17 protein-coding genes are annotated in these 18,526 nt (G+C 70.7%); 3 read left to right on the plus strand and 14 right to left on the minus strand.

Annotation, left to right across the window (positions count from 1 at the left end):
* Positions 1-53: 53 nt before the first annotated feature.
* From bamA to ACFZ8E_RS22335, 4 genes are all read right to left on the minus strand, one after another.
* Positions 54-2,615, minus strand: coding sequence for an outer membrane protein assembly factor BamA (gene bamA, locus ACFZ8E_RS22320; protein WP_147728015.1), 2,562 nt, complete (start codon positions 2,613-2,615; stop codon positions 54-56).
* Positions 2,616-3,038: 423 nt separating this feature from the next.
* Complete coding sequence (locus tag ACFZ8E_RS22325) at positions 3,039-4,193, minus strand: RIP metalloprotease (RefSeq protein ID WP_147728014.1); 1,155 nt, start codon at positions 4,191-4,193, stop codon at positions 3,039-3,041.
* Between the two features lie 185 nt (positions 4,194-4,378).
* Entirely contained in the window at positions 4,379-5,986 is a 1,608-nt protein-coding gene (locus ACFZ8E_RS22330; protein WP_405043811.1) for a DHA2 family efflux MFS transporter permease subunit, read from the minus strand.
* Positions 5,987-5,991: 5 nt separating this feature from the next.
* A complete protein-coding gene (locus ACFZ8E_RS22335; RefSeq protein WP_405043812.1) occupies positions 5,992-7,212 on the minus strand; it encodes an HlyD family secretion protein in 1,221 nt (406 codons plus the stop codon).
* 126 nt (positions 7,213-7,338) lie between these two features.
* On the opposite strand from ACFZ8E_RS22335, the gene ACFZ8E_RS22340 reads away from it, so the two are divergent.
* Positions 7,339-7,980, plus strand: coding sequence for a TetR/AcrR family transcriptional regulator (locus tag ACFZ8E_RS22340; RefSeq protein WP_243932315.1), 642 nt, complete (start codon positions 7,339-7,341; stop codon positions 7,978-7,980).
* A 118-nt stretch (positions 7,981-8,098) separates the two neighbouring features.
* Here the strand turns inward: ACFZ8E_RS22340 and dxr are convergent, their stop codons facing one another.
* The 4 genes from dxr to pyrH all read right to left on the minus strand — a co-directional run bounded on the left by dxr (position 8,099) and on the right by pyrH (position 11,754).
* Entirely contained in the window at positions 8,099-9,277 is a 1,179-nt protein-coding gene (gene dxr, locus ACFZ8E_RS22345) for a 1-deoxy-D-xylulose-5-phosphate reductoisomerase (RefSeq protein ID WP_243947562.1), read from the minus strand.
* Between the two features lie 14 nt (positions 9,278-9,291).
* On the minus strand, positions 9,292-10,152 hold the full coding sequence (locus ACFZ8E_RS22350; RefSeq protein WP_405043813.1) for a phosphatidate cytidylyltransferase: 861 nt from the start codon (positions 10,150-10,152) through the stop codon (positions 9,292-9,294).
* Between the two features lie 180 nt (positions 10,153-10,332).
* Positions 10,333-10,896: a ribosome recycling factor gene (gene frr / locus ACFZ8E_RS22355; protein WP_147727743.1), complete on the minus strand. Its 564-nt coding sequence runs from the start codon at positions 10,894-10,896 to the stop codon at positions 10,333-10,335.
* A gap of 135 nt (positions 10,897-11,031) precedes the next feature.
* Entirely contained in the window at positions 11,032-11,754 is a 723-nt protein-coding gene (gene pyrH / locus ACFZ8E_RS22360; RefSeq protein ID WP_147841986.1) for a UMP kinase, read from the minus strand.
* Positions 11,755-11,938: 184 nt separating this feature from the next.
* Between pyrH and ACFZ8E_RS22365 the strand changes: the two genes are divergently transcribed.
* Together ACFZ8E_RS22365 and ACFZ8E_RS22370 are read left to right on the plus strand one after the other, a co-directional pair.
* Entirely contained in the window at positions 11,939-12,211 is a 273-nt protein-coding gene (locus ACFZ8E_RS22365; protein ID WP_405043814.1) for a BrnT family toxin, read from the plus strand.
* Positions 12,174-12,458, plus strand: a complete 285-nt coding sequence (locus ACFZ8E_RS22370) for a helix-turn-helix domain-containing protein (RefSeq protein WP_405043815.1) — start codon at positions 12,174-12,176, stop codon at positions 12,456-12,458. Before ACFZ8E_RS22365 ends, ACFZ8E_RS22370 begins: the two co-directional genes overlap by 38 nt.
* Before the next feature lie 118 nt (positions 12,459-12,576).
* On the opposite strand, the gene tsf is transcribed toward ACFZ8E_RS22370, so the two are convergent.
* The 6 genes from tsf to rnc all read right to left on the minus strand — a co-directional run bounded on the left by tsf (position 12,577) and on the right by rnc (position 18,519).
* Complete coding sequence (gene tsf, locus ACFZ8E_RS22375; RefSeq protein WP_147727745.1) at positions 12,577-13,497, minus strand: translation elongation factor Ts; 921 nt, start codon at positions 13,495-13,497, stop codon at positions 12,577-12,579.
* A gap of 121 nt (positions 13,498-13,618) precedes the next feature.
* Positions 13,619-14,686, minus strand: coding sequence for a 30S ribosomal protein S2 (locus ACFZ8E_RS22380; protein ID WP_147727746.1), 1,068 nt, complete (start codon positions 14,684-14,686; stop codon positions 13,619-13,621).
* Between the two features lie 201 nt (positions 14,687-14,887).
* A complete protein-coding gene (locus tag ACFZ8E_RS22385; protein WP_243932311.1) occupies positions 14,888-15,631 on the minus strand; it encodes a pseudouridine synthase in 744 nt (247 codons plus the stop codon).
* Positions 15,628-16,548: a class I SAM-dependent methyltransferase gene (locus ACFZ8E_RS22390; protein WP_147727748.1), complete on the minus strand. Its 921-nt coding sequence runs from the start codon at positions 16,546-16,548 to the stop codon at positions 15,628-15,630. The genes ACFZ8E_RS22385 and ACFZ8E_RS22390 overlap by 4 nt, the downstream gene beginning before the upstream one ends.
* Before the next feature lie 172 nt (positions 16,549-16,720).
* The gene (gene era, locus ACFZ8E_RS22395; protein ID WP_147841983.1) at positions 16,721-17,716 is read right to left on the minus strand and encodes a GTPase Era; all 996 of its coding nucleotides are present in this window, start codon (positions 17,714-17,716) and stop codon (positions 16,721-16,723) included.
* Positions 17,713-18,519 carry a ribonuclease III gene (gene rnc, locus ACFZ8E_RS22400; protein WP_147841982.1) on the minus strand — a complete coding sequence of 269 codons (807 nt, stop codon included), beginning with the start codon at positions 18,517-18,519 and terminating at the stop codon, positions 17,713-17,715. The genes era and rnc overlap by 4 nt, the downstream gene beginning before the upstream one ends.
* Between the last annotated feature and the right edge of the window lie 7 nt (positions 18,520-18,526).

Genomic DNA, 18,526 nt, shown 5'->3' on the forward strand with positions numbered 1-18,526 from the left:
GACAACGCGCCGCCCCGGGAAACCCGAGGCGGCGCGCGACCTTTTTTCTCGGATCAGAACCGCGAGCCGCCGGAGAAGCGGAACGCCTGCGTCTGGTCCGCGCCGATGTGGCCGTACTTGCCGAGCGTCGGGACGAACACCTTCAGACCCTCGTCCTTGCTCAGGGCGTAGGCGTAGTCGAAGCGGATCGGGCCGAGCGGCGAGTTCCACAGGATCGAGGCGCCGACCGACGAGCGGATGACGGCCTTGTCGCGGACGTTCACGCATTCCGGCTCGACGCCGATGTTGAAGGCGTTGAAGTTGCACGCGCCGCCGGGCGCGGTGCCGTTGATGAAGTTGTCGCCGTTCACGTCGAACGTGGTGCGGCCGTGATAGCCGAACAGCGTGCCGGCGTCGGCGAAGACCGCGCCCTTCAGGCCGAGATCGCGCGGCACGTAGGGGAGCGGGAACTGAATCTCGAGGGTGCCGCCGACGTAGGTCGAGCCGCCGATGGCGTTGGAGCGGGCGTCGGTGGTGCCGACGTCGCGCGGGCCGATGCCGTTGGGAGCGAAGCCGCGGACCAGCGACGGCCCGAGGAAGAACTGGTCGGTGATGCGCAGCGGGTTGCTGTCCAGCGCCTCGATGTGACCGCCCTGGAGGCGGACGAAGCCGACGACGTCCTCGTAGAGTTCCTTGTAGTACCGGGCGTCGCCGGTGACGCGGAAGAACTTCGAGTCGCCGCCGAGGCCCGCGACGTCGGGCTTCAGCTCGGCGTAGAGGCCGTTGCGGGGCGCGCCGATGACGTCCAGCGTCGAGTAGGCGAGCGTCAGGCCGGCGAGCGAGGTGAGCGTGTTGCCCTGGGAGCCCTTGATCGCGATCGAGGCCTCGCCGTTGTAGGCACAGGCCGGGTACTGGGCCAGCCCGCTGACGTCGCGGCCGTTGAGCTGCGCGCCGTTCGGGTAGACGCTGGTGATGCCCGGGATCGGGTTCGAGCAGTCGTTGTAGGGCTGCTTGATCGAGTTCGGGACCTTCAGCTCGGTGTTGTAGAGCGAGTAGCGCAGGGTCACGCCGAAGGCTTCGGTCACCGGCAGGCCGATACGGAGCTGGCCGCCGTAGACGGTGGTCTCGTAGCGCGAGTACCGGGTCAGGTCGCTGTACTTGTAGAACGCGTCGAAGCCGGCCGCGAGGCGGTAGCCGAGGAAGTACGGCTCGGTGAACGAGAAGTCGACGCCGCGCGAGTACTGGCCGCCGGTCCCGGCGACGCGGACGTACTGGCCGCGACCGAGGAAGTTCGACTCGGAGACCGAGACCTCGCCGATGATGCCGTCCTGGGTGGAGTAGCCGCCCGCCACCGAGAACGAGCCCGTGGGCTGATCCTCGACGTCGATGTTGATCACGACGCGGTCGGGCGAGGAGCCGGGCTCGTTCGAGAAGCGGACCTTCTTGAAGAAGCCGAGGCCGTTCAGGCGGCGCTCGGCGCGGTCGGTCAGCACGCGGTTGTAGGCGTCGCCCTCGGCGATATCGAGCTCGCGGCGGATGACGTAGTCGCGGGTGCGGGTGTTGCCGCGGATGTTGATGCGCTCGACGTAGACGCGCGGGCCGTCCTCGACGACGAAGCCGAGGGAGACCTGATGGGTCGCGCGGTCGCGCTGGCCGGTCGGGCGGACCTGGGCGAAGGGATAGCCGGCCCGGGCGACGTCGTTGGTCAGGCCCGACAGGGTCTTCTCGACGTCCTCGGCGTTGTAGACGTCGCCGACCGTGGTGCGGATCTCGCCGTCGAGGTTCTTCGTGTCGAGGCCCGGCAGGCGGGAATCCACCGCCACGGCGCCGACCGTGTACTGCTCGCCCTCCTCGACCGTGACCGTGATCACCCAGCCGTTGGCGTCCGGGCCCTCGACGTAGCGGGCGTCGGCGTTGACGATGCGGAAGTCGGCGTAGCCCTTGCGCAGGTAGTAGCGGCGGACAAGGTCGAGATCGTTGGCGATGCGATCGGGATCGTAGACGTCGGAGGTCTTGATGAACGACAGGAAATTCATCTCGGACGAGGAGACCAGCCCCTTCAGCGTCCGCTCGCTCACGGCGTTGTTGCCGACGAAGGTGATCGACACGATGCCGGTCTTATCGCCCTCGTCGATCTGGTAGATCACGTCGATCGAGCCGTTGGGCAGGTCGACGGTGCGGTAGGTGACCTTGGCGGTCCCGCGGCCGGCGCGGCGGTAGACTTCCTTGATCCGCGCCATGTCGGACTTGATCACGGCCTCGTTGAAGGCGCCGCGGGCCTTGGCCTCGACCTGCCCTTCGAGCGTGGCCTTCTCGATCTTCTTGTTGCCCTCGAACACGACCCGGTTGATCAGGTTGTTCTCGCGGACCGTCACGACGGTGCGGCCGCCGCTGGCGGCGACCTTCACGTCCGCGAACATGCCGCTGGCGAGCAGGTTGCGGCGGGCTTCCTCGGCGGAGCCCGATGCGGTGCCGGTGACGTAGGAACGGATGGTGTCGGCATCGACGCGGCGGTTGCCCTGAACGACGATCTGCTGGGCCTGCGCGACCCCGGTCAGCGCAATGCCCGCCGCGGCGGCTAGGACGATGGTCCGCTTCACCGACTTGCGCCGGTGCTTCCCCGTCATCGACATCATCTATTCGCCCGTCTGTCTTATCATCGGATCGGGTTCGCACCCGCCACGAGCGACCGTTGACCGGCCGTCCCGTAATACCTGGTCCAAGCGTAGCTCTTAGCGGGATTCCCCTGCCAAGCAAACGGCGCGGGGGGTCCTATGACCGGGATTTTGGGGGCCGTGGCCTTCAGGCCACTTAACGCTCCCGCAAAGTTCCCATCCATTTCGTCGCAGGGTAAACGAACGGTAAATCCCTGCCCCGACACGGAAATCCCGAGCCGTGCCGGATCCGGGAAACGTCCTCGTAACCCTTCCACGGCCTCCCGTCAGGGGACTCGCCGGGGGCCGGTCAGGCGCCGCCGGAGGCCGCCGCGCGCGCAATCGCGGCGGGATTGCGGCGACCGCCTCGTGGGCGGCGCGCGGGGACCGAGCGCGGTGCCGCGCTCAGGTCGCGCGCCAGGAGGCGCCGAGGTTCAGGATGTCGTTCCAGGCCGCGAAGATCATCAGCACCAGCACGAGGGCGAGCCCGACGCGGAAGCCGATCTCCTGGGCGCGCTCGCTCAAGGGGCGGCCGCGCACCACCTCGAAGGCGTAGAACAGCAGGTGGCCGCCATCGAGCAGCGGCACCGGGAACAGGTTGAGCAGACCGATCGAGACCGAGAGCAGCGCGATCAGCCCGATCAGCGCACCGATGCCGCCGACCTTGGCGACCTCGCCGGAGACGCGGGCGATGCCGATCGGCCCGGAGAGCTGGTCGGCGGATTCGCGGCCGGTCACCAGCTTGCCGAGGTAGGAGAAGGTGCGCTCGACCACGAACACCGTCTCGTGCACGCCGAGGCCGAGGGAGGCGACCGGGCCGTAGGTGACCAGCTTCGCCTCGGAGGCGGCCGGCGAGCGGATGCCGAGGCGCCCGATGCGGTGGCGGCCGAACTTGGTGCTCTCCTCGTAAACCGACGGCGTCGCGACGATCGGCACGTCGGCCCCGGCCCGCTCGACGACGAAGTTCAGCGGCGTTCCGGCGCTGCCGGTGACGATGCGGTACATCGTGTTGAAATCGGGGATCGGCTCGCCGTCGATGCTCTTCACGAGGTCGCCGGTCTGGAAGCCGGCCTGCGCCGCCGCGCTGCTGGGATCGATCGCCGAGACCCGGGCCGGCAGCTCGAGACGGCCGCCGAGCCAGATCGCGCCGGCGAACAGCAGGATCGCGAGGATGAAGTTCGCCACCGGGCCGGCGACGACGATCGCCGCGCGCTTGGCCACCGGCTGGGTCGGGAAGCTGATCGCCCGCTCCTGCGGCGTCATCCGCGCGATGGTGTCGGCATCCGGAATGCTGGCGCCGTTGGCGTCGCCGTGGAACTTGACGTACCCGCCGAGCGGGATCGCGCAGAGCTTCCAGCGGGTGCCGTGGCGGTCGTTGAAGCCGACGAGCTCCGGCCCGAAGCCGATCGAGAACGCGTGGACGCCGACGCCGCACCAGCGTCCGACGAGGAAGTGCCCCATCTCGTGGACGAAGACCACGACGGTCAGCACGAACAGGAACGGGATCACCGCACCGAAGAAGCCGGTGGCCGTGCCGCCCATCGCGGTCAGGAAATCCATGCGTCGATCCTCGGGCCGCGATCGGGCCTTGCACTCCGCTCTAGCAGATCGGGGCGGTGGTGATCCAACGCAAACCTGCGCCGACGAAACGCCAGCGTGGCACGAGCGCGCGGCGGCGGCGATGCGGGCGCGGCGCGAACCCGCCTTTTCCCCGCTATCCCCCCGCCCCCCGCCTCGCCTGCCCGTCAGTGCCCGCCTCCCCCGGCCGCCGCCGCCGCGGGCCTGCGGATCAGGGGCGTGGCCAGCGCCATCAGCAGGAACAGGCCGGTGAGAACGAGGAACACGTCCTCGAAGCTCATCACCAGCCCCTGCATCCGCACGGTGTTGGTCATCGCCTTCAGGGCCATCTTCTCGGCGTCGCCGCCGGTCGCCTCGAACTGGCGGCGCATCGCGTCGAGGCGCTCCAGGGCTGCGCCGTTGGCCCAGGTGAAGCGCTCGTGCAGGCGCTCGAGGTGCAGGTCCCAGCGATCGTTGAGCAGGGTGTTGATCAGCGCGAGCCCGACCGCGCCGCCGAGGTTCCGCGTGAGGTTGTAGAGGCCGGACGCGTTCTTGATCCGGGCCGGCGGCAGGGTGCCGAGCGCGATGTTGTTGATCGGGATCATGCACAGCATCAGCGAGCAGCCGCGCAGGACCTGCGGCCACAGCAGCTCCCAGAAGTCCCAATCCTTGGTCAGCCCGGTGACGATCCAGGTCCCGGCGGCGAAGCCCGAGAACCCGATCGCCATCAGGATGCGCGGGTCGACCTTGCCGGAGAACCGCCCGGCGATCGGCGCGGTGGCGAACATGCACAGGCCCGAGACGAACATCGTCTCGCCGATCTGCAGCGCCGAGTAGCCGCGGATCCGCGCGAGGTAGACCGGGTAGAGGTAGGTCAGCCCGTAGAGGCCGATGCCGAGGACGAAGCTCGCCGCGCAGCCCGCGGCGAAGTTGCGGTCGGCGAAGGCGCGCAGGTCCACGATCGGCTGCTTCGCGGTGAAGACCCGCCAGAAGAAGCCGACCGCCGAGACCGTGCCGATGACGCTGCAGATCGCCACCGCGTCGTCCTGCAGCCAATCGTGGTTCGGCCCCTCCTCGAGCACGTATTCGAGGCAGCCGAGGAAGCCCGCCATGCCGGCGAGCCCGTACCAGTCGAAGCTGTTGAACAGGTCGAGGTTCGGCTCGTCGAAGTCGACGAGGAAGAAGGTCGAGACCGTGACGGCGATGCCGGGCACCACGTTGATCAGGAACAGCCAGTGCCAGGAGCCGAGGTCCGTCAGGTAGCCGCCGACCGTCGGGCCGATGGTCGGCGCCAGCGTCGCCACAAGGCCGATCATCGGCGAGACGATCGAGCGCTTGGACGGCGGGAAGATGGTGAAGGCCGAGGCGAACACCGTCGGGATCATGCCGCCGCCGATGAAGCCCTGCAGCGCGCGCCAGACGATCATCTCGTCGATCGAGGAGGCGGTGGCGCACATCACGCTCATCAGCGTGAAGCCGCCGGCCGAGATCACGAACATCCACCGGGTCGAGAGCACCCGCGAGAGGGTGCCCGAGAGCGGGATCGAGATCACCTCGGCGATCAGGTAGCTGGTCTGGACCCAGGGGATCTCGTCGCCCGACGCCGACAGGCCGGCCTGGATCTCGTTGAGCGAGGCCGAGACGATCTGGATGTCCAGGATCGCCATGAACATCCCGAACACCATGCACAGGAACGCCACCATCCGGCGGCGGTCGAGCGGCGGCTCGGCCGTCGCGGAGGGCGGCGCCGCGGAGATCGGAGCTCGGCCGGGGCCGGCGGCGGCGGTCGCGGCCATGGCGGTCAGTCCTGCTTATGCGCGGTCCGCAGGAGCGGCGCGTCGGCGCCGTCGCGGGTGTCGATGCGGACCGTCACCGACAGGCCGGGCCGGAGCAGGCCCTCGGCGGCGACGTCGGCCGGCACCTTCACCCGCACCGGCAGGCGCTGGACGATCTTGGTGAAGTTGCCGGTCGCGTTGTCGGGCGGCAGCAGGCTGAACACCGAGCCCGAGGCGGGCGAGAGCGACTCGACCTCGCCCGCGATCTCGCGGTCGGGATAGGCGTCGACCTCGATGCGCACGTGCTGCCCGGGGCGGACGCGCACGAGCTGGGTCTCCTTGAAGTTCGCATCGATGCGGACGCTCTTGAGCGGCACCAGGGCGGCGACGCGCGAGCCCGGCGCGACGTAGGCGCCGGCCTCCACCGCCTTGTTGCCGACGACCCCGTCGAACGGTGCCCGGATCGTCGAGAAGGCGACGTCGCGCTTGGCGCGGTCGACGGCGGTGCGCAGCTCGGCCGCGAGGCTCTCGGCCTCGCGCTGCTGGGCGTGCAGAACCTCGACGTTGGCCTTGGCCGCGATCAGACCGGCCTCGGCCCCCTTGACCGCGGCATCGGTGCGGTCGCGGTCGGCCTTGGCCTGATCGAGGCGGGATTTCGCGACGTAGTCGGCCTGCATCTGGGTCGCGCGGTTGTAGTCGGCGAGCGCCCGCACCGCGTCGGCCTTGGTCGCGTCGATCTGGGCGGCCATCTGCACGACCTGCGCCTGCGCCGCCTCGGCCTGCCGGCCGATCCGCACGATGGTGCTCTCCTGGGTCGCGAGCTTGTCCTGCGCCGCCTGCTGCGCGAGCCGGTAGTCGCCGTCGTCGAGACGGGCGATCACGTCGCCCTTCTTGACCGACTGCCCGTTCACCACCGGGACGGCTTCGAGGTAGCCGGAGATCTTGGCGGCGAGCACCGAGATGTCCGCCTGCACGTAGGCGTCGTCGGTCGTGACGAAGAACCGCCCGACGGTCCAGTACTGCCAGCCCTGGTAGCCGCCCCCGGCCAACGCCGCGCAGAGCAGGCCGGCCAGGACGAGCGTCTTGCGCGAGCGCTTCCCGACCACCGGGGCCTCGGCGGGAGCCGGGACGTGGGGCGAGGCCGCGGCCGCCTTCGGCGTGGCGCGCGGCGCCTCGGCGCGCTCGTCCCGCACGGCGTCGGCCGCCTCGGCCGCATCGATCCGGTCGCCATCCTCGCGCAACGACATGCCCGAAATCCCAGCTTGAAACTTGCTGACCGAACGGTTCGGTCATCAACGACGACGATTGACGTCCGCCGTTCCGACGCAGTAGATATCATTGACCGAACGGTTCGGTCAATCAGGATCGCCAAGATGCCCGCGACCTCCGCGACGCTGGAACGAGACGCCGTCACGCCCGAGAGCGACAAGCGCCGCCAGATCCTCGACGGCGCGCGCCAGGTCTTCATGGGCGCGGGCTTCGACGGCGCGAGCATGGGCGAGATCGCTCGCACGGCCGGCGTCTCGAAGGGCACGCTCTACGTCTACTTCGACAGCAAGGAGGCGCTGTTCGAGGCGCTGACCCTGGAGGAGAAGCGGGGCTTGGCCGAGGCCCTGTTCCTGCTGGATGCCGACGACCCCGACGTCGCCGCGGTGCTGACGCGGCTCGGCACCACCTACCTCATCGAGATGGTGCGGCCCGAGCACGTGGCGGTGATCCGCATGGTGATCGGCGCCTGCGAGAAGTTCCCGCGCTTCGGGCAGGCCTTCTTCGAGGCCGGCCCGGCGATGGGCGTGACGCGGCTCACCGCCTACCTCGACGCGCAGGTGGCGGCCGGGCGCCTGAACGCGGCGGACACGAACCTCGCCGCCAAGCACTTCCTGCATCTCTGCCAGGCCGGCCTGCTGACGCGCCTGCTGTTCCACGCCGGCGATCCGGTGACGCGGGAGGAGATCGACTATCGCATCCGCGAGGCCGTGCGGGTGTTCTTCGCGGGCTACGGCCCGGGGCGCTGAGGCACGCCCTTCGCTCCCGACGACGTGCGGATGCGGCCAGGCCTCGACTCGGAGCACCCTTCCCTCCCCCGCTCAAAGGGGAAGGGAAGGCGCGGTGCGGATCGGAAATCCGTCGCGCTCAGCCGGCCGCGCGCATCCGCGGCAAAGCGGCCGTGCTCCAGGCCCGCACCTCGGCGTCGATCGCCAGGGCCTCCTCGACGCCGTCGGGGGCGGTGCGGTGGATCCCCGCGAAATGCGCGATCGCGCGCTCGACGAGGTCGGCGATGCCGTAGAACGGGATCGTGCCGGCGATGAAGGCCGCCACCGCGATCTCGTTGGCCGCGTTCATCACCGTCGGCGCCGCGCCGCCCTCGGCGAGCGCCGCGCGGGCGATCCGCAGGCACGGGAAGCGCGCCTCGTCGGCGGCCTCGAAGGTGAGGCTGCCCAAAGCCACGAGGTCGAGGGACCGGCCGCGGGCGATGGTCAGGCGGTCGCCGAGGCCGAGGCAGTGGGAGATCGGCACGCGCATGTCGGGCAGCGCCAGCTCGGCGGTGACGGCGCCGTCGAGCCAGTAGATCATCCCGTGGATCACCGATTGCGGATGCACCACCACGTCGAGGCGGCCCGGCTCGATGCCGAACAGGTGGTGCGCCTCGATCAGCTCCAGCCCCTTGTTCATCAGGGAGGCGGAATCGATGTTGATCTTCATCCCCATCGACCAGGTCGGGTGGGCGGCGGCCTCCGCCGGCGAGGCGGCGGCGATGCGCTCGCGCGTCCAGGTCCGGAACGGGCCGCCGGAGGCGGTGATCATCATGGTGCGCACATCTTCCAGCGGCCGGCCGGCCATCGCCTGGCTGAGCGCGTCGTGCTCGGAATCCATCGGCAGGATCGTCGCGCCGTAGCGCTTGGCGTCGCGCATGAAGGCGTCGCCGGCGCAGACCAGGCTCTCCTTGTTGGCGAGCGCGACCTGCCGCCCGAGGCGGAGCGCCTCGTGGGTCGGCTTCAGGCCGGCGGCCCCGCTGATCGCCGCGACGACGATGTCGGCCTCCTGCGCCACCGCGTCGAGCACCGCCGCCTCGCCCGCCCCGGACGGGATGCCGGAGCCCGACAGCGCCTCGGCGAGCGCCGCGCCGGCGGCCGGATCGGCGAGCGCGGCGAAGCGCGCGCCGGTCTCGCGCGCGACCTTGGCCAGGGCCGCCGCATCGCGGCCGCCGACCACCGCGCCCACCCGGAAGCGATCCGGGTGCTGGGCGAGGAGGTCGGTGGTCGAGCGGCCGATCGAGCCCGTGGCGCCCAGGATGGTGACGGTGTGGGTCACGGCGAAAAACTCCGTCAGGCCGCGAGGCGGCGCAGGATCAGGTACAGGCCGGCGAGCAACGCGACCGCGAAGAACCCGTCGAGCCGGTCCATCACCCCGCCATGGCCGGGAATGGACTTGCCGGAATCCTTGACGCCGTAGCGGCGCTTCAGGGCCGATTCGACGAGGTCGCCCCCCTGGCTCAGGACCGAGGCGACGGCGCTGGCGAGCCCGACCCAGACGAGGCCGGTCTCGGCGAGCGGGCTCCAGCCCTGCGCCCGGGCGAGCGCGACGACCGCGAGACCGGCGGCCACCGCGCCCGCGAGCCCGCCGAGCGCGCCGGACCATGTCTTCTTCGGCGACACCCGCGGCATCAGCTTTGGCCCGCCGAGCGTCCGGCCGGTGAAGTAGGCCACCACGTCGGTCGACCACACCACGGCGAACATCCAGGCCGGCCCGAGGATGCCGATCGCCGGCGCGTCGCGGAGCGCCACCGGCACCAGGGCGACGACCGCGCCGCCGAACAGGGCGCCGAGCGCCCGCAGGCGCCCGGCCGCCCCCTCCGCCACGATCAGGCAGAGCGCAGCGCCGAGCGCCAGGAGCACCGGTACCGCGTAGGTCGGTGCGTCGCCCTCGAAGCATGCCGCCGCCAGGATCAGCGTGCCGGCGACGATGGCCAGCAGCGTGCGCCGCGGCGTCGTCCGGCTCATGCCGATCCATTCGGCGGCTCCGACGATCCCGGCGGCGAGCCAGATCACGGCGAAGGCCCAGCCGCCGAGCACAAGGGCCGCCACGACGATCGCCGCCAGCACGAGCCCGGAGACCACGCGCAGGCCGAACTCGCGGTTCGCGAACGGGTTCTTCCGCGCGCCGACCGCCCTGTCGTCGGCGGCCATCACCGCGCCCTCGAACCGTCGGTCCGCGCGGATGCAAGGCGCGCAGAGTGCTTCCCGTCCACGCGTCCCCTCTCCGTCACGTCGCCAGCCCCGGGGCAGCCGGCCCGGTCTAGCGTTTCCTCACAGGTCGGCGCAGGCACCGTCACGCCCCCTCCCCTCGGGAGCGGGGCCGAGGCCGCCTCACACCTGCATGATTTCCTTTTCCTTGGACGCCAGCACCCCGTCGACCTCGGCGATGTGCTGGTCTGTGACCTTCTGCACTTCCGTGGCCTGGCGCTTCTCGTCGTCCTCGGAGATGGCGCTGTCCTTGAGCAGCTTCTTGAGGTGGTCGAGCCCGTCGCGGCGCACGTGGCGGACCGCGACGCGGGCCTCCTCGGTGTACTTGTGCGCGACCTTGACCATCTCCTTGCGGCGCTGCTCGTTCATCTCGGGGATGCGCAGGCGGATGGTCTGGCCTTCCGTCTGCGGATTGAGCCCGAGATCGGATTCGCGGATCGCCTTCTCGACGGCCGTGACCATGCCGCGGTCCCACACCGAGATCGACAGCAGGCGCGGCTCGGGCACGCTCACGGTGGCGACCTGCGCCATCGGCATCGATGCGCCGTAGGCGTCGACCTGGATCGGGTCGAGGATGCTCGGCGTCGCGCGGCCGGTGCGCAGCGAGCCGAGATCCTTGGAGAGCGCCGTGACCGCGCCCTGCATGCGGCGCTTGATGTCGGCGAGGTCGAAGTCCGGTGTAGCCATTGTCTCAGAGTTCCCGAAACGTCTTCACTGTTCGTCGGTCGAGCCGGCCCGCCGGGCCGGAGCGCGTCGGCGCCTCAATGAACGAAATCCCGTGAGGCCGCAAACCGCAACGCCCCTCGGGGACGCCCGCCGTCCTCAGGGCACGACCAGGGTCGAGGGCGCATGCCCGGTGAGGATCGCAGTGATCGAGGAGGGCGGGTGTACCGAGCCGACCACGATCGACAGCCGGCTCTCGCGGGCGAGCGCGAAGGCGGCGGTGTCCATGATCTTGAGGTCGCGGGCGATCGCCTCGTCGTGGGTGATGCGGTCGTAGCGGGTCGCCTCAGGATGGGTCTTCGGGTCGGCCGAGTAGACGCCGTCGACCTGCGTCGCCTTCAGGACCGCGTCGCAGCGGAGCTCGGCCGCGCGCAGCACGGCGGCGGTGTCGGTGGTGAAGAACGGGTTGCCGGTGCCGCCGGCGAGCACGACCACCTGGCCCTTGTCGAGGTGGTGCAGGGCCGGCTGGCGCGCGTAGGTCTCGCAGATCGTCGGCATCGACACCGCCGACATCGTGCGCGCGGGGACGCCGGCCGCGTTGAGCGCGGTCTCGAGCGCGAGCGAGTTCATCACCGTGGCCATCATGCCGAGCGAGTCGCCGGTGGCCCTGTCGATGAACCCGGCCTGCGAGATCCGCGCGCCGCGGATCATGTTGCCGCCGCCGACCACCAGCGCGACCTCGATCCCGGCCTCAATGGCGCGGGCGATGTCCTCGGCGAGGCCCGCCAGCGTCGGCGGATGGAGCCAGTACCCGTCGGGGGCGGCCAGCGCCTCGCCCGAGAGTTTCACCAGCACCCGGCGAAACGGCGTCGTCTCCGGCATCGTCCACCTCATAGGGTCCGGCGACACGGCCGAACCTGATCCAGAACCGAGGGGCTTCTACGTCAGGCCGCCCGGGACCGTCGAGGCCCCGGAGACCGCTCTCCGCGGACCGTTTCGGAAAAATCGGCTGCCGGCCTCGGATGTCGCCTTGTTGAAGATACGGGATTTCCGTATCATTCGTGGGATGAGCGAGCCGTTCGATCCCGGCAAGGATGCGATCAACCGCGAACGGCACGGCCTGTCGCTCGCGTTCGGCGACAGGATCATGGCGGACGAGGCCCACCCGATCATTCCCTCCGTCCGGCCGCAGGACGGCGAGGAACGTTTCAAGCCCATTGGTCTGGTCGAGGGCAAACTCCACGCGGCCGTGTTCACTTGGCGAAACGGGCGGCCACGGTTCATCTCTGTGAGGCGAAGCAATGCCGGTGAAGGACGAGTCTACGATTCTGGCCTCTGAGACCATCGACCCGGAGGATTTCGATGTCCCCGCGACGGCTTTGGATCGGGCGCAGAAGGCCCGGCTGATCCGGATGGCGCGCACGACGCTGGGCCTTTCGCAAGCCGCGTTCGCCCTCAGGTTCCGTGTCCCGCTCGGAACCCTGCGCGATTGGGAACAGGCTCGGACCACGCCTCCCGATTTTGCGGTCGCCTACGTTCGCGTCATCGCCCGGCATCCGGACATGGTCGCCGCGGCCGTCGCTTGAGCGAGACGCCGGCGGCTTCGTCGGGTGCCGGAACGCGAGGAGCCCCGGCCTTGCGGCCGGAGCTCCTCGGAAGAACCTATCATGTCGCTCAGCGCGACATGACTCAGCGCAACTTGGCTCAGCGCGACATGGCGGCGACTTCGGAGGCGAAGTCGGGGCCCTCTTCCTTCTCGATGCCGTCGCCGAGCGCGTAGCGCACGAAGCCGGTGAGCGCGACCGGGGCGCCGGCCTTGCCGGCGGCCTCCTTGATCACCTGGGTGATCGTCTTCGAGCCGTCGTGCACGAAGGGCTGCTCCAGGAGGGTGACCTCCTTGTAGTAGCTCTTCAGGCCGCTCTCGACGATCTTCGCCATCACGTGGTCGGGCTTGCCGGCGTTCTTCTCGCGCAGGATGTTCGACTCGCGCTCCAACGTGGCGGCGTCGACGCCGGAGGCGTCGAGCGCCACCGGGTTGGTGGCGGCGACGTGCATCGCGATCTGGCGGCCGAGCGTCGACAGGTATTCGACGTCGCCCTCCGACTCGAGCGCGACCAGCACGCCGATCTTGCCGAGGCCCTCGGAGATCTGGCCGTGGACGTAGCTCGCGATCACGCCCTTGGTCACGTCGAGCTTGGCGACGCGGCGCAGGTTCATGTTCTCGCCGATGGTGGCGATGAGGTTCTGCAGCTTCTCCGAGACGGTCTCGCTGCCGCCGGGGAAGTGCGCGGCCTGGAGGCTGTCCAGGGTGCCGTCGGAATCGAGCGCCATCTTGGCGGCTTCGCGGGCGAAGGCCTGGAAGGCGTCGTTGCGGGCGACGAAGTCGGTCTCGGAATTCACCTCGACGATAGCGGCGTGGTGTCCGGAGGACTCCACGGCGACGAGGCCCTCGGCGGCGACGCGGCCGGCCTTCTTGGCGGCCTTGGCGAGGCCCTTGGTGCGGAGCCAGTCGACGGCGGCCTCGAGGTCGCCCTGCGTCTCGTTGAGCGCGCCCTTGCAGTCCATCATGCCCGCGCCGGTCTTCTCGCGGAGTTCCTTCACCATCGCGGCGGTGATGTTGGCCATGGCCGGTCCTTTCGTCATCTCAGATGAGAGGAGCCCGACGTCCAGGGGTGAACGCCGGGCCCGAATGTGGTGGTGCGGATCACGGCGCCCCGGATGGGGCCGCCGCGATCCCGGCGGGCGATCAGGCGGCGGCCTGGGCCTCGACGAAGCCGCGGGCCTGGGCGACCCAGCCGTCGCGGCCGAAGCGGTCGTTGAGCTTCAGGTCGGCGTCGACCTTGGCGACGTCTTCCGGGCTCATCGCGGCGATCTGCCAGTAATGGTAGATGCCGGCGTCGTTGAGCTTCTGCACGATCTGCGGGCCGGCGCCGTGGAGCTTGGACAGGTCGTCCGGCGCGCCGCGGGGGGCGGCGAGCAGCTCGAAATGCTCGGTCGACTCGGCGAGCATCGCGACGTCGGCCGGATCGAGGGCCCCCGACTCCACCGAGACGGCGGCGGCCTCGTCCGACGGAAGCTCCTCGGCCATCGGCTCCTCGGAGGCGCCGAGGTCGACGCCCGACGAGCCCTGGCCGCGCGAGATGCCGTCGATGGCGGCGCGGGCGATCAGGTCGCAGTAGAGCGCGATGGCACGGCCGGCGTCGTCGTTGGCCGGGACGACGTAGGTGATGCCGTCCGGGTTGCAGTTGGTGTCGACGATGGCGGCGACCGGGATCCCGAGGCGCTGGGCCTCCTTGATCGCGAGCTGCTCCTTGTTGGTGTCGATCACGAACAGCAGGTCGGGCACGCCGCCCATGTCCTTGATGCCGCCGAGCGCCTTCTCGAGCTTGTCCTTCTCACGGGACAGCATCAGGCGCTCCTTCTTGGTGAGGCCCGGGCCGCCGGTGTCGAGGGTCTCGTCGACCTTGCGCAGGCGCGAGATCGAGCCGGAGATGGTCTTCCAGTTGGTCAGCATGCCGCCGAGCCAGCGGGAGTTGACGTAGTACTGGGCCGAACGCTTGGCGGCCTCGGCGATCGTGTCGGCCGCCTGGCGCTTGGTGCCGACGAACAGCACGCGGCCGCCCTTGGCGACCGTGTCGCTCACCGCCTGCAGCGCGGTGTGCAGCGCAGGCACCGTCTGGGCGAGGTCGATGATGTGGATGTTGTTGCGGGTGCCGAAGATGTAGGGCTGCATCTTCGGGTTCCAGCGGTGCGACTGGTGCCCGAAATGGGCGCCGGCCTCGAGGAGCTGGCGCATGGTGAAATCGACGGCCATGAGTCTTTCGCTTTCTTTCCGGTTTATGCCGCCGCGGAGGTAGCGACCGGCCGACGGATCGGCCGATCACCGGAAACGCCCCATTCAGGCATGGGGCCGGCTCCGCGTGTGGAATGGGCGGGGCCTTAGCAGAGGTTGGCCGCCAGGGCAACGGTATCGCCGGGGCGCCGGAAACCCCAGGCAGCGGACTCGAGGCCGGGATCAGGCGGCGGAAAAGACGTTCGCCACGTCCGCCGCGTCCATCACCCGATACGCCCCCGCCGGCAGGTCCGCCGGCAGGGCGAGGCCGCCGATCCGGTCGCGATGGAGCGCGGTGACGTGGTTGCCCATCGCCGCGAACATGCGGCGGACCTGATGATAGCGGCCCTCGTGCAGGGTCACGGTGGCATGCGTCGCGTCCTCGGCGGAGAAGCCCACCGGCAGGAGCGGCTTGTCGTCGTCCTCCAGCATCAGGGTCCCGGCGGCGAGGATCGCGCCCTCGTCGCCCTTCAGCGGGCGGTCGAGCGTCACGCGGTAGCGCTTGGCCACGTTGGCCTTGGGCGCGATGATCCGATGCAGCAGCGCACCGTCGTCGGTGAGCAGCAACAGGCCCGAGGTCTCCTTGTCGAGGCGGCCGACGGTGGAGAGCGCCGGGTCGCGGCGGCGCCAGCGCTCGGGCAGGAGCCCGTAGACCAGCGGGCCGGCCTCCTTGTGCGAGCAGGTGACGCCGAGCGGCTTGTGCAGCATCAGCGCGAGGCCGGGGGGCGGGTCGATGCCCGCGCCGTCGACGGCCAGACGCGTGGGCAGGTCCGGCGTCACGGCGATGCGGGCGTCCGCGTCGGCGAGGGCCGCGCCGTCCAGAACGATGCGTCCGGCCCGCGCCAGGGCGGCGATCTCGCGGCGCGAGCCGTAGCCGAGGTTGGCCAGCAGCTTGTCGAGCCGGGCGGTCGGGGCCTTGGCGCTCATTTGCGCGCCTCGAACACCTTGTAGCCGTGGGCGGACGCCTTCACCGTCACGGCCTTGAAGGCCTCGGCGAGCACGCGCTCGTAGGGCAGGTGCGCGTTGGCCGTCAGCCACAGGCTGCCGCCGGGGCGCAAGGCCTCCGCGGCACGGCGGATGAAGACCTGCCCGAGCTTCTGGTCCTCGGCGCCGCCGTCGTGGAACGGCGGGTTGGTCACCACGAAGTCGAGGCGCGTCAGGCCGGGATCCGCCGCGCGGATGTCGGCCCAGCGGATGGTGCTGCGCGGGTCGCCGACGTTGCGGCGCGCCATCTCGACGGCGCGGCGGTCGATGTCGATCAGCGTCAGCGCGGTGACGGCGGGCGAGGCCAGCACCGCGCGCGCCAGGATGCCGAGGCCGCAGCCGAAATCGGCGCCGCCGCCCTTCAGCGCCGGCAGGGTCGCGAGCAGAAGCGCGCTGCCGGGATCGAGCCGGTCCCACGAGAAGATGCCGGGCTGCGTGCACAAGGAAAGGTTGTCGATGTGGCGCGGCGCCCCCTCCTCGAGCGCGGCGGCCAGCGGCAGGTCGCCCTCGGGCCGGACGACGCGGCAGATCCGGTGATGGCGACGGGCCTCCTCGGCGCTGGTGCAGCCGAGATCCGTCAGCTCGCGCGCCAGCCGCGCGCCGCCCCGATCCTTCGGGGCCATCGCCAGGAGCTCGCCGCCGGGCCGCAGCGCCCGCAGCGCCTGCGCCAGCACGAAGCGGCGTTCCACGGTGCCGGGCGGCGCCAGCATCCGAACCTGCGCGAGGCTCGCATCCGCGCAATCCTCCAGCCGGGCGGACCCGGGAACGAGGGGCGAGAGCTGGACGGCATCCGGCGGAACCTCGGCGAGCTCGGCCGGCGGCAGGCCGTAGACGGCGTCGGAGATGGCGGTTTCGGGCATGGGTGACGGGAATTTCGGGACCGGGCCGCCGAAGCGGCCTTGGAGGATGGGGAAACGCCGCGCCTTGGGCGACCCCGCGCGAGCGGTTCGGGGGGCGGCCGGATCGGCACGGGGAGCCCGGCGCATCAACACGCGGTTTCGCGCGATTCGAGAAGCCGGAAACCGAAACGGATCAGCCGCGCGGGAATTCCAGGCCCATCTCGCGGTAGCGGGCCGGGTCGTCGGCCCAGTTCTCGCGCACCTTCACGTGCAGGAACAGGTGGACCGTGGTCTCGGCGACCTCGGCGATCTCGCGGCGGGCCGCCGTGCCGATCGCCTTGATGGTCTGGCCGTCCTTGCCGAGCACGATCGAGCGCTGGCTCTCGCGCTCGACGAAGATGGTCTGCTCGATCCGCACCGAGCCGTCCTTGCGCACCTGCCACTGGTCGGTCTCGACGGTGGAGCGGTAGGGCAGCTCCTCGTGCAGCCGATCGTAGAGCTTTTCGCGCGTGATCTCGGAGGCGAGCATGCGGATGGGGGCGTCCGAGACCTGGTCCTCCGGGTAGAGCCAGGGGCCGGAGGGCATCAGCTTGGCGAGCGCCTGCTTCAGCGTGGCGATGCCGTCGCCGTTCAGCGCCGAGATCATGAAGGTGTCGGCGAACGGGATGCGCTTGTTCAAGTCCTCGGCGAGCGCGAGCAGCTTCTCGCGCAGGATCAGGTCGATCTTGTTGAGGATCAGGATCTTGTGGCGGCGCACGTCCGGCAGGCGCGCCAGGATCGTCTCCAGCTCCTCGTCGATCCCCTTGCGCGCGTCGACCAGCAGGCAGACCGCGTCGGCGTCGGCCGCCCCGCTCCAGGCGGAGTGGACCATCGCCCGGTCGAGCCGGCGCTTGGGCTGGAAGATGCCGGGAGTATCGACCAGCACCACCTGGGCCGAGCCCTCGATCAGGATGCCGCGCACCAGCGCCCGCGTGGTCTGGACCTTGCGCGAGACGATCGAGACCTTGGTGCCGACGAGGCTGTTCAGGAGCGTCGACTTGCCGGCGTTCGGCACGCCGATCAGCGCGACGAAGCCGGCCTTGGCATCGGCCGGGGTGCCCGGCAGCAGGCTCGGGGGGGCGCGCTCCGGCACCGCCTCGAATTCGTCCCGCGGGCCGTCCTCGGGTTCGTCGTGGGGCATCGCGCTCATGTCCGGTCCTCGCTCGGCCGCTCGCCGGCCCCCTGGCCGGCATCCCGCCCTGCCCCGTCTCCGCCCGGGCCGGCGCCGTCGCCGATGCCCTCGCGCGCCAGCACGGTGCGGGCGGCGTCCTGCTCGGCGAGGCGCTTCGACGGCCCCTCGCCGACCCCCGGCTCGAGCCCTTCGACACGGGCGGCGATGCGGAAATGCGGCGCGTGGTCGGGGCCGGAGCGCTCGACGACGTCGTAGGCCGGAATCGCGAGGCCGCGGCCCATCGCCCATTCCTGCAGCGCCGACTTCGCGTCGCGGCCGCGCGGCGCGCCGGTCGGCTCGGCCGGGCGGAAGGCGGATTCGATCAGCGCCCGGGCGGCCTCGTAGCCGGCATCCATGTAGACCGCGCCGAGGATCGCCTCGCAGACGTCGGCCAGGATGGTCTGGTTGCGGCGGCCGCCGCCCAGGACCTCGCCCTGCCCGAGGACGAGGTGCGGGCCGACGTCCCAGGCGGTGGCGACGGCGGCGCAGGTCTCGCGCCGGACCAGCCCCGCCAGCCGGCGCGAGAGGTCGCCCTCGTCGGCCTGCGGAAAGGCGGCGTAGAGCCGGTCGGCGATGGCGAGGCCGAGGACGCGGTCGCCGAGGAATTCGAGGCGCTGATAGCTGCCGGCGCGGCCCGCCGCCTTGCTCACATGCGTCACCGCGCGGGCGAGCAGCGACGGATCGGCGAAGCTGTGGCCGATGCGCGCCTCCAGCACCGACAGGTCGGGCTTCGGGCGGGTGATGCGCCGTGCGCGGGCGGAGGGGCGCGCCTCGTCGGGCAAGGCGGGG

Origin of the sequence: Methylobacterium sp. HMF5984, assembly GCF_045033435.1 — a bacterium.
In the GTDB taxonomy this organism is placed as follows: Bacteria; Pseudomonadota; Alphaproteobacteria; order Rhizobiales; family Beijerinckiaceae; genus Methylobacterium.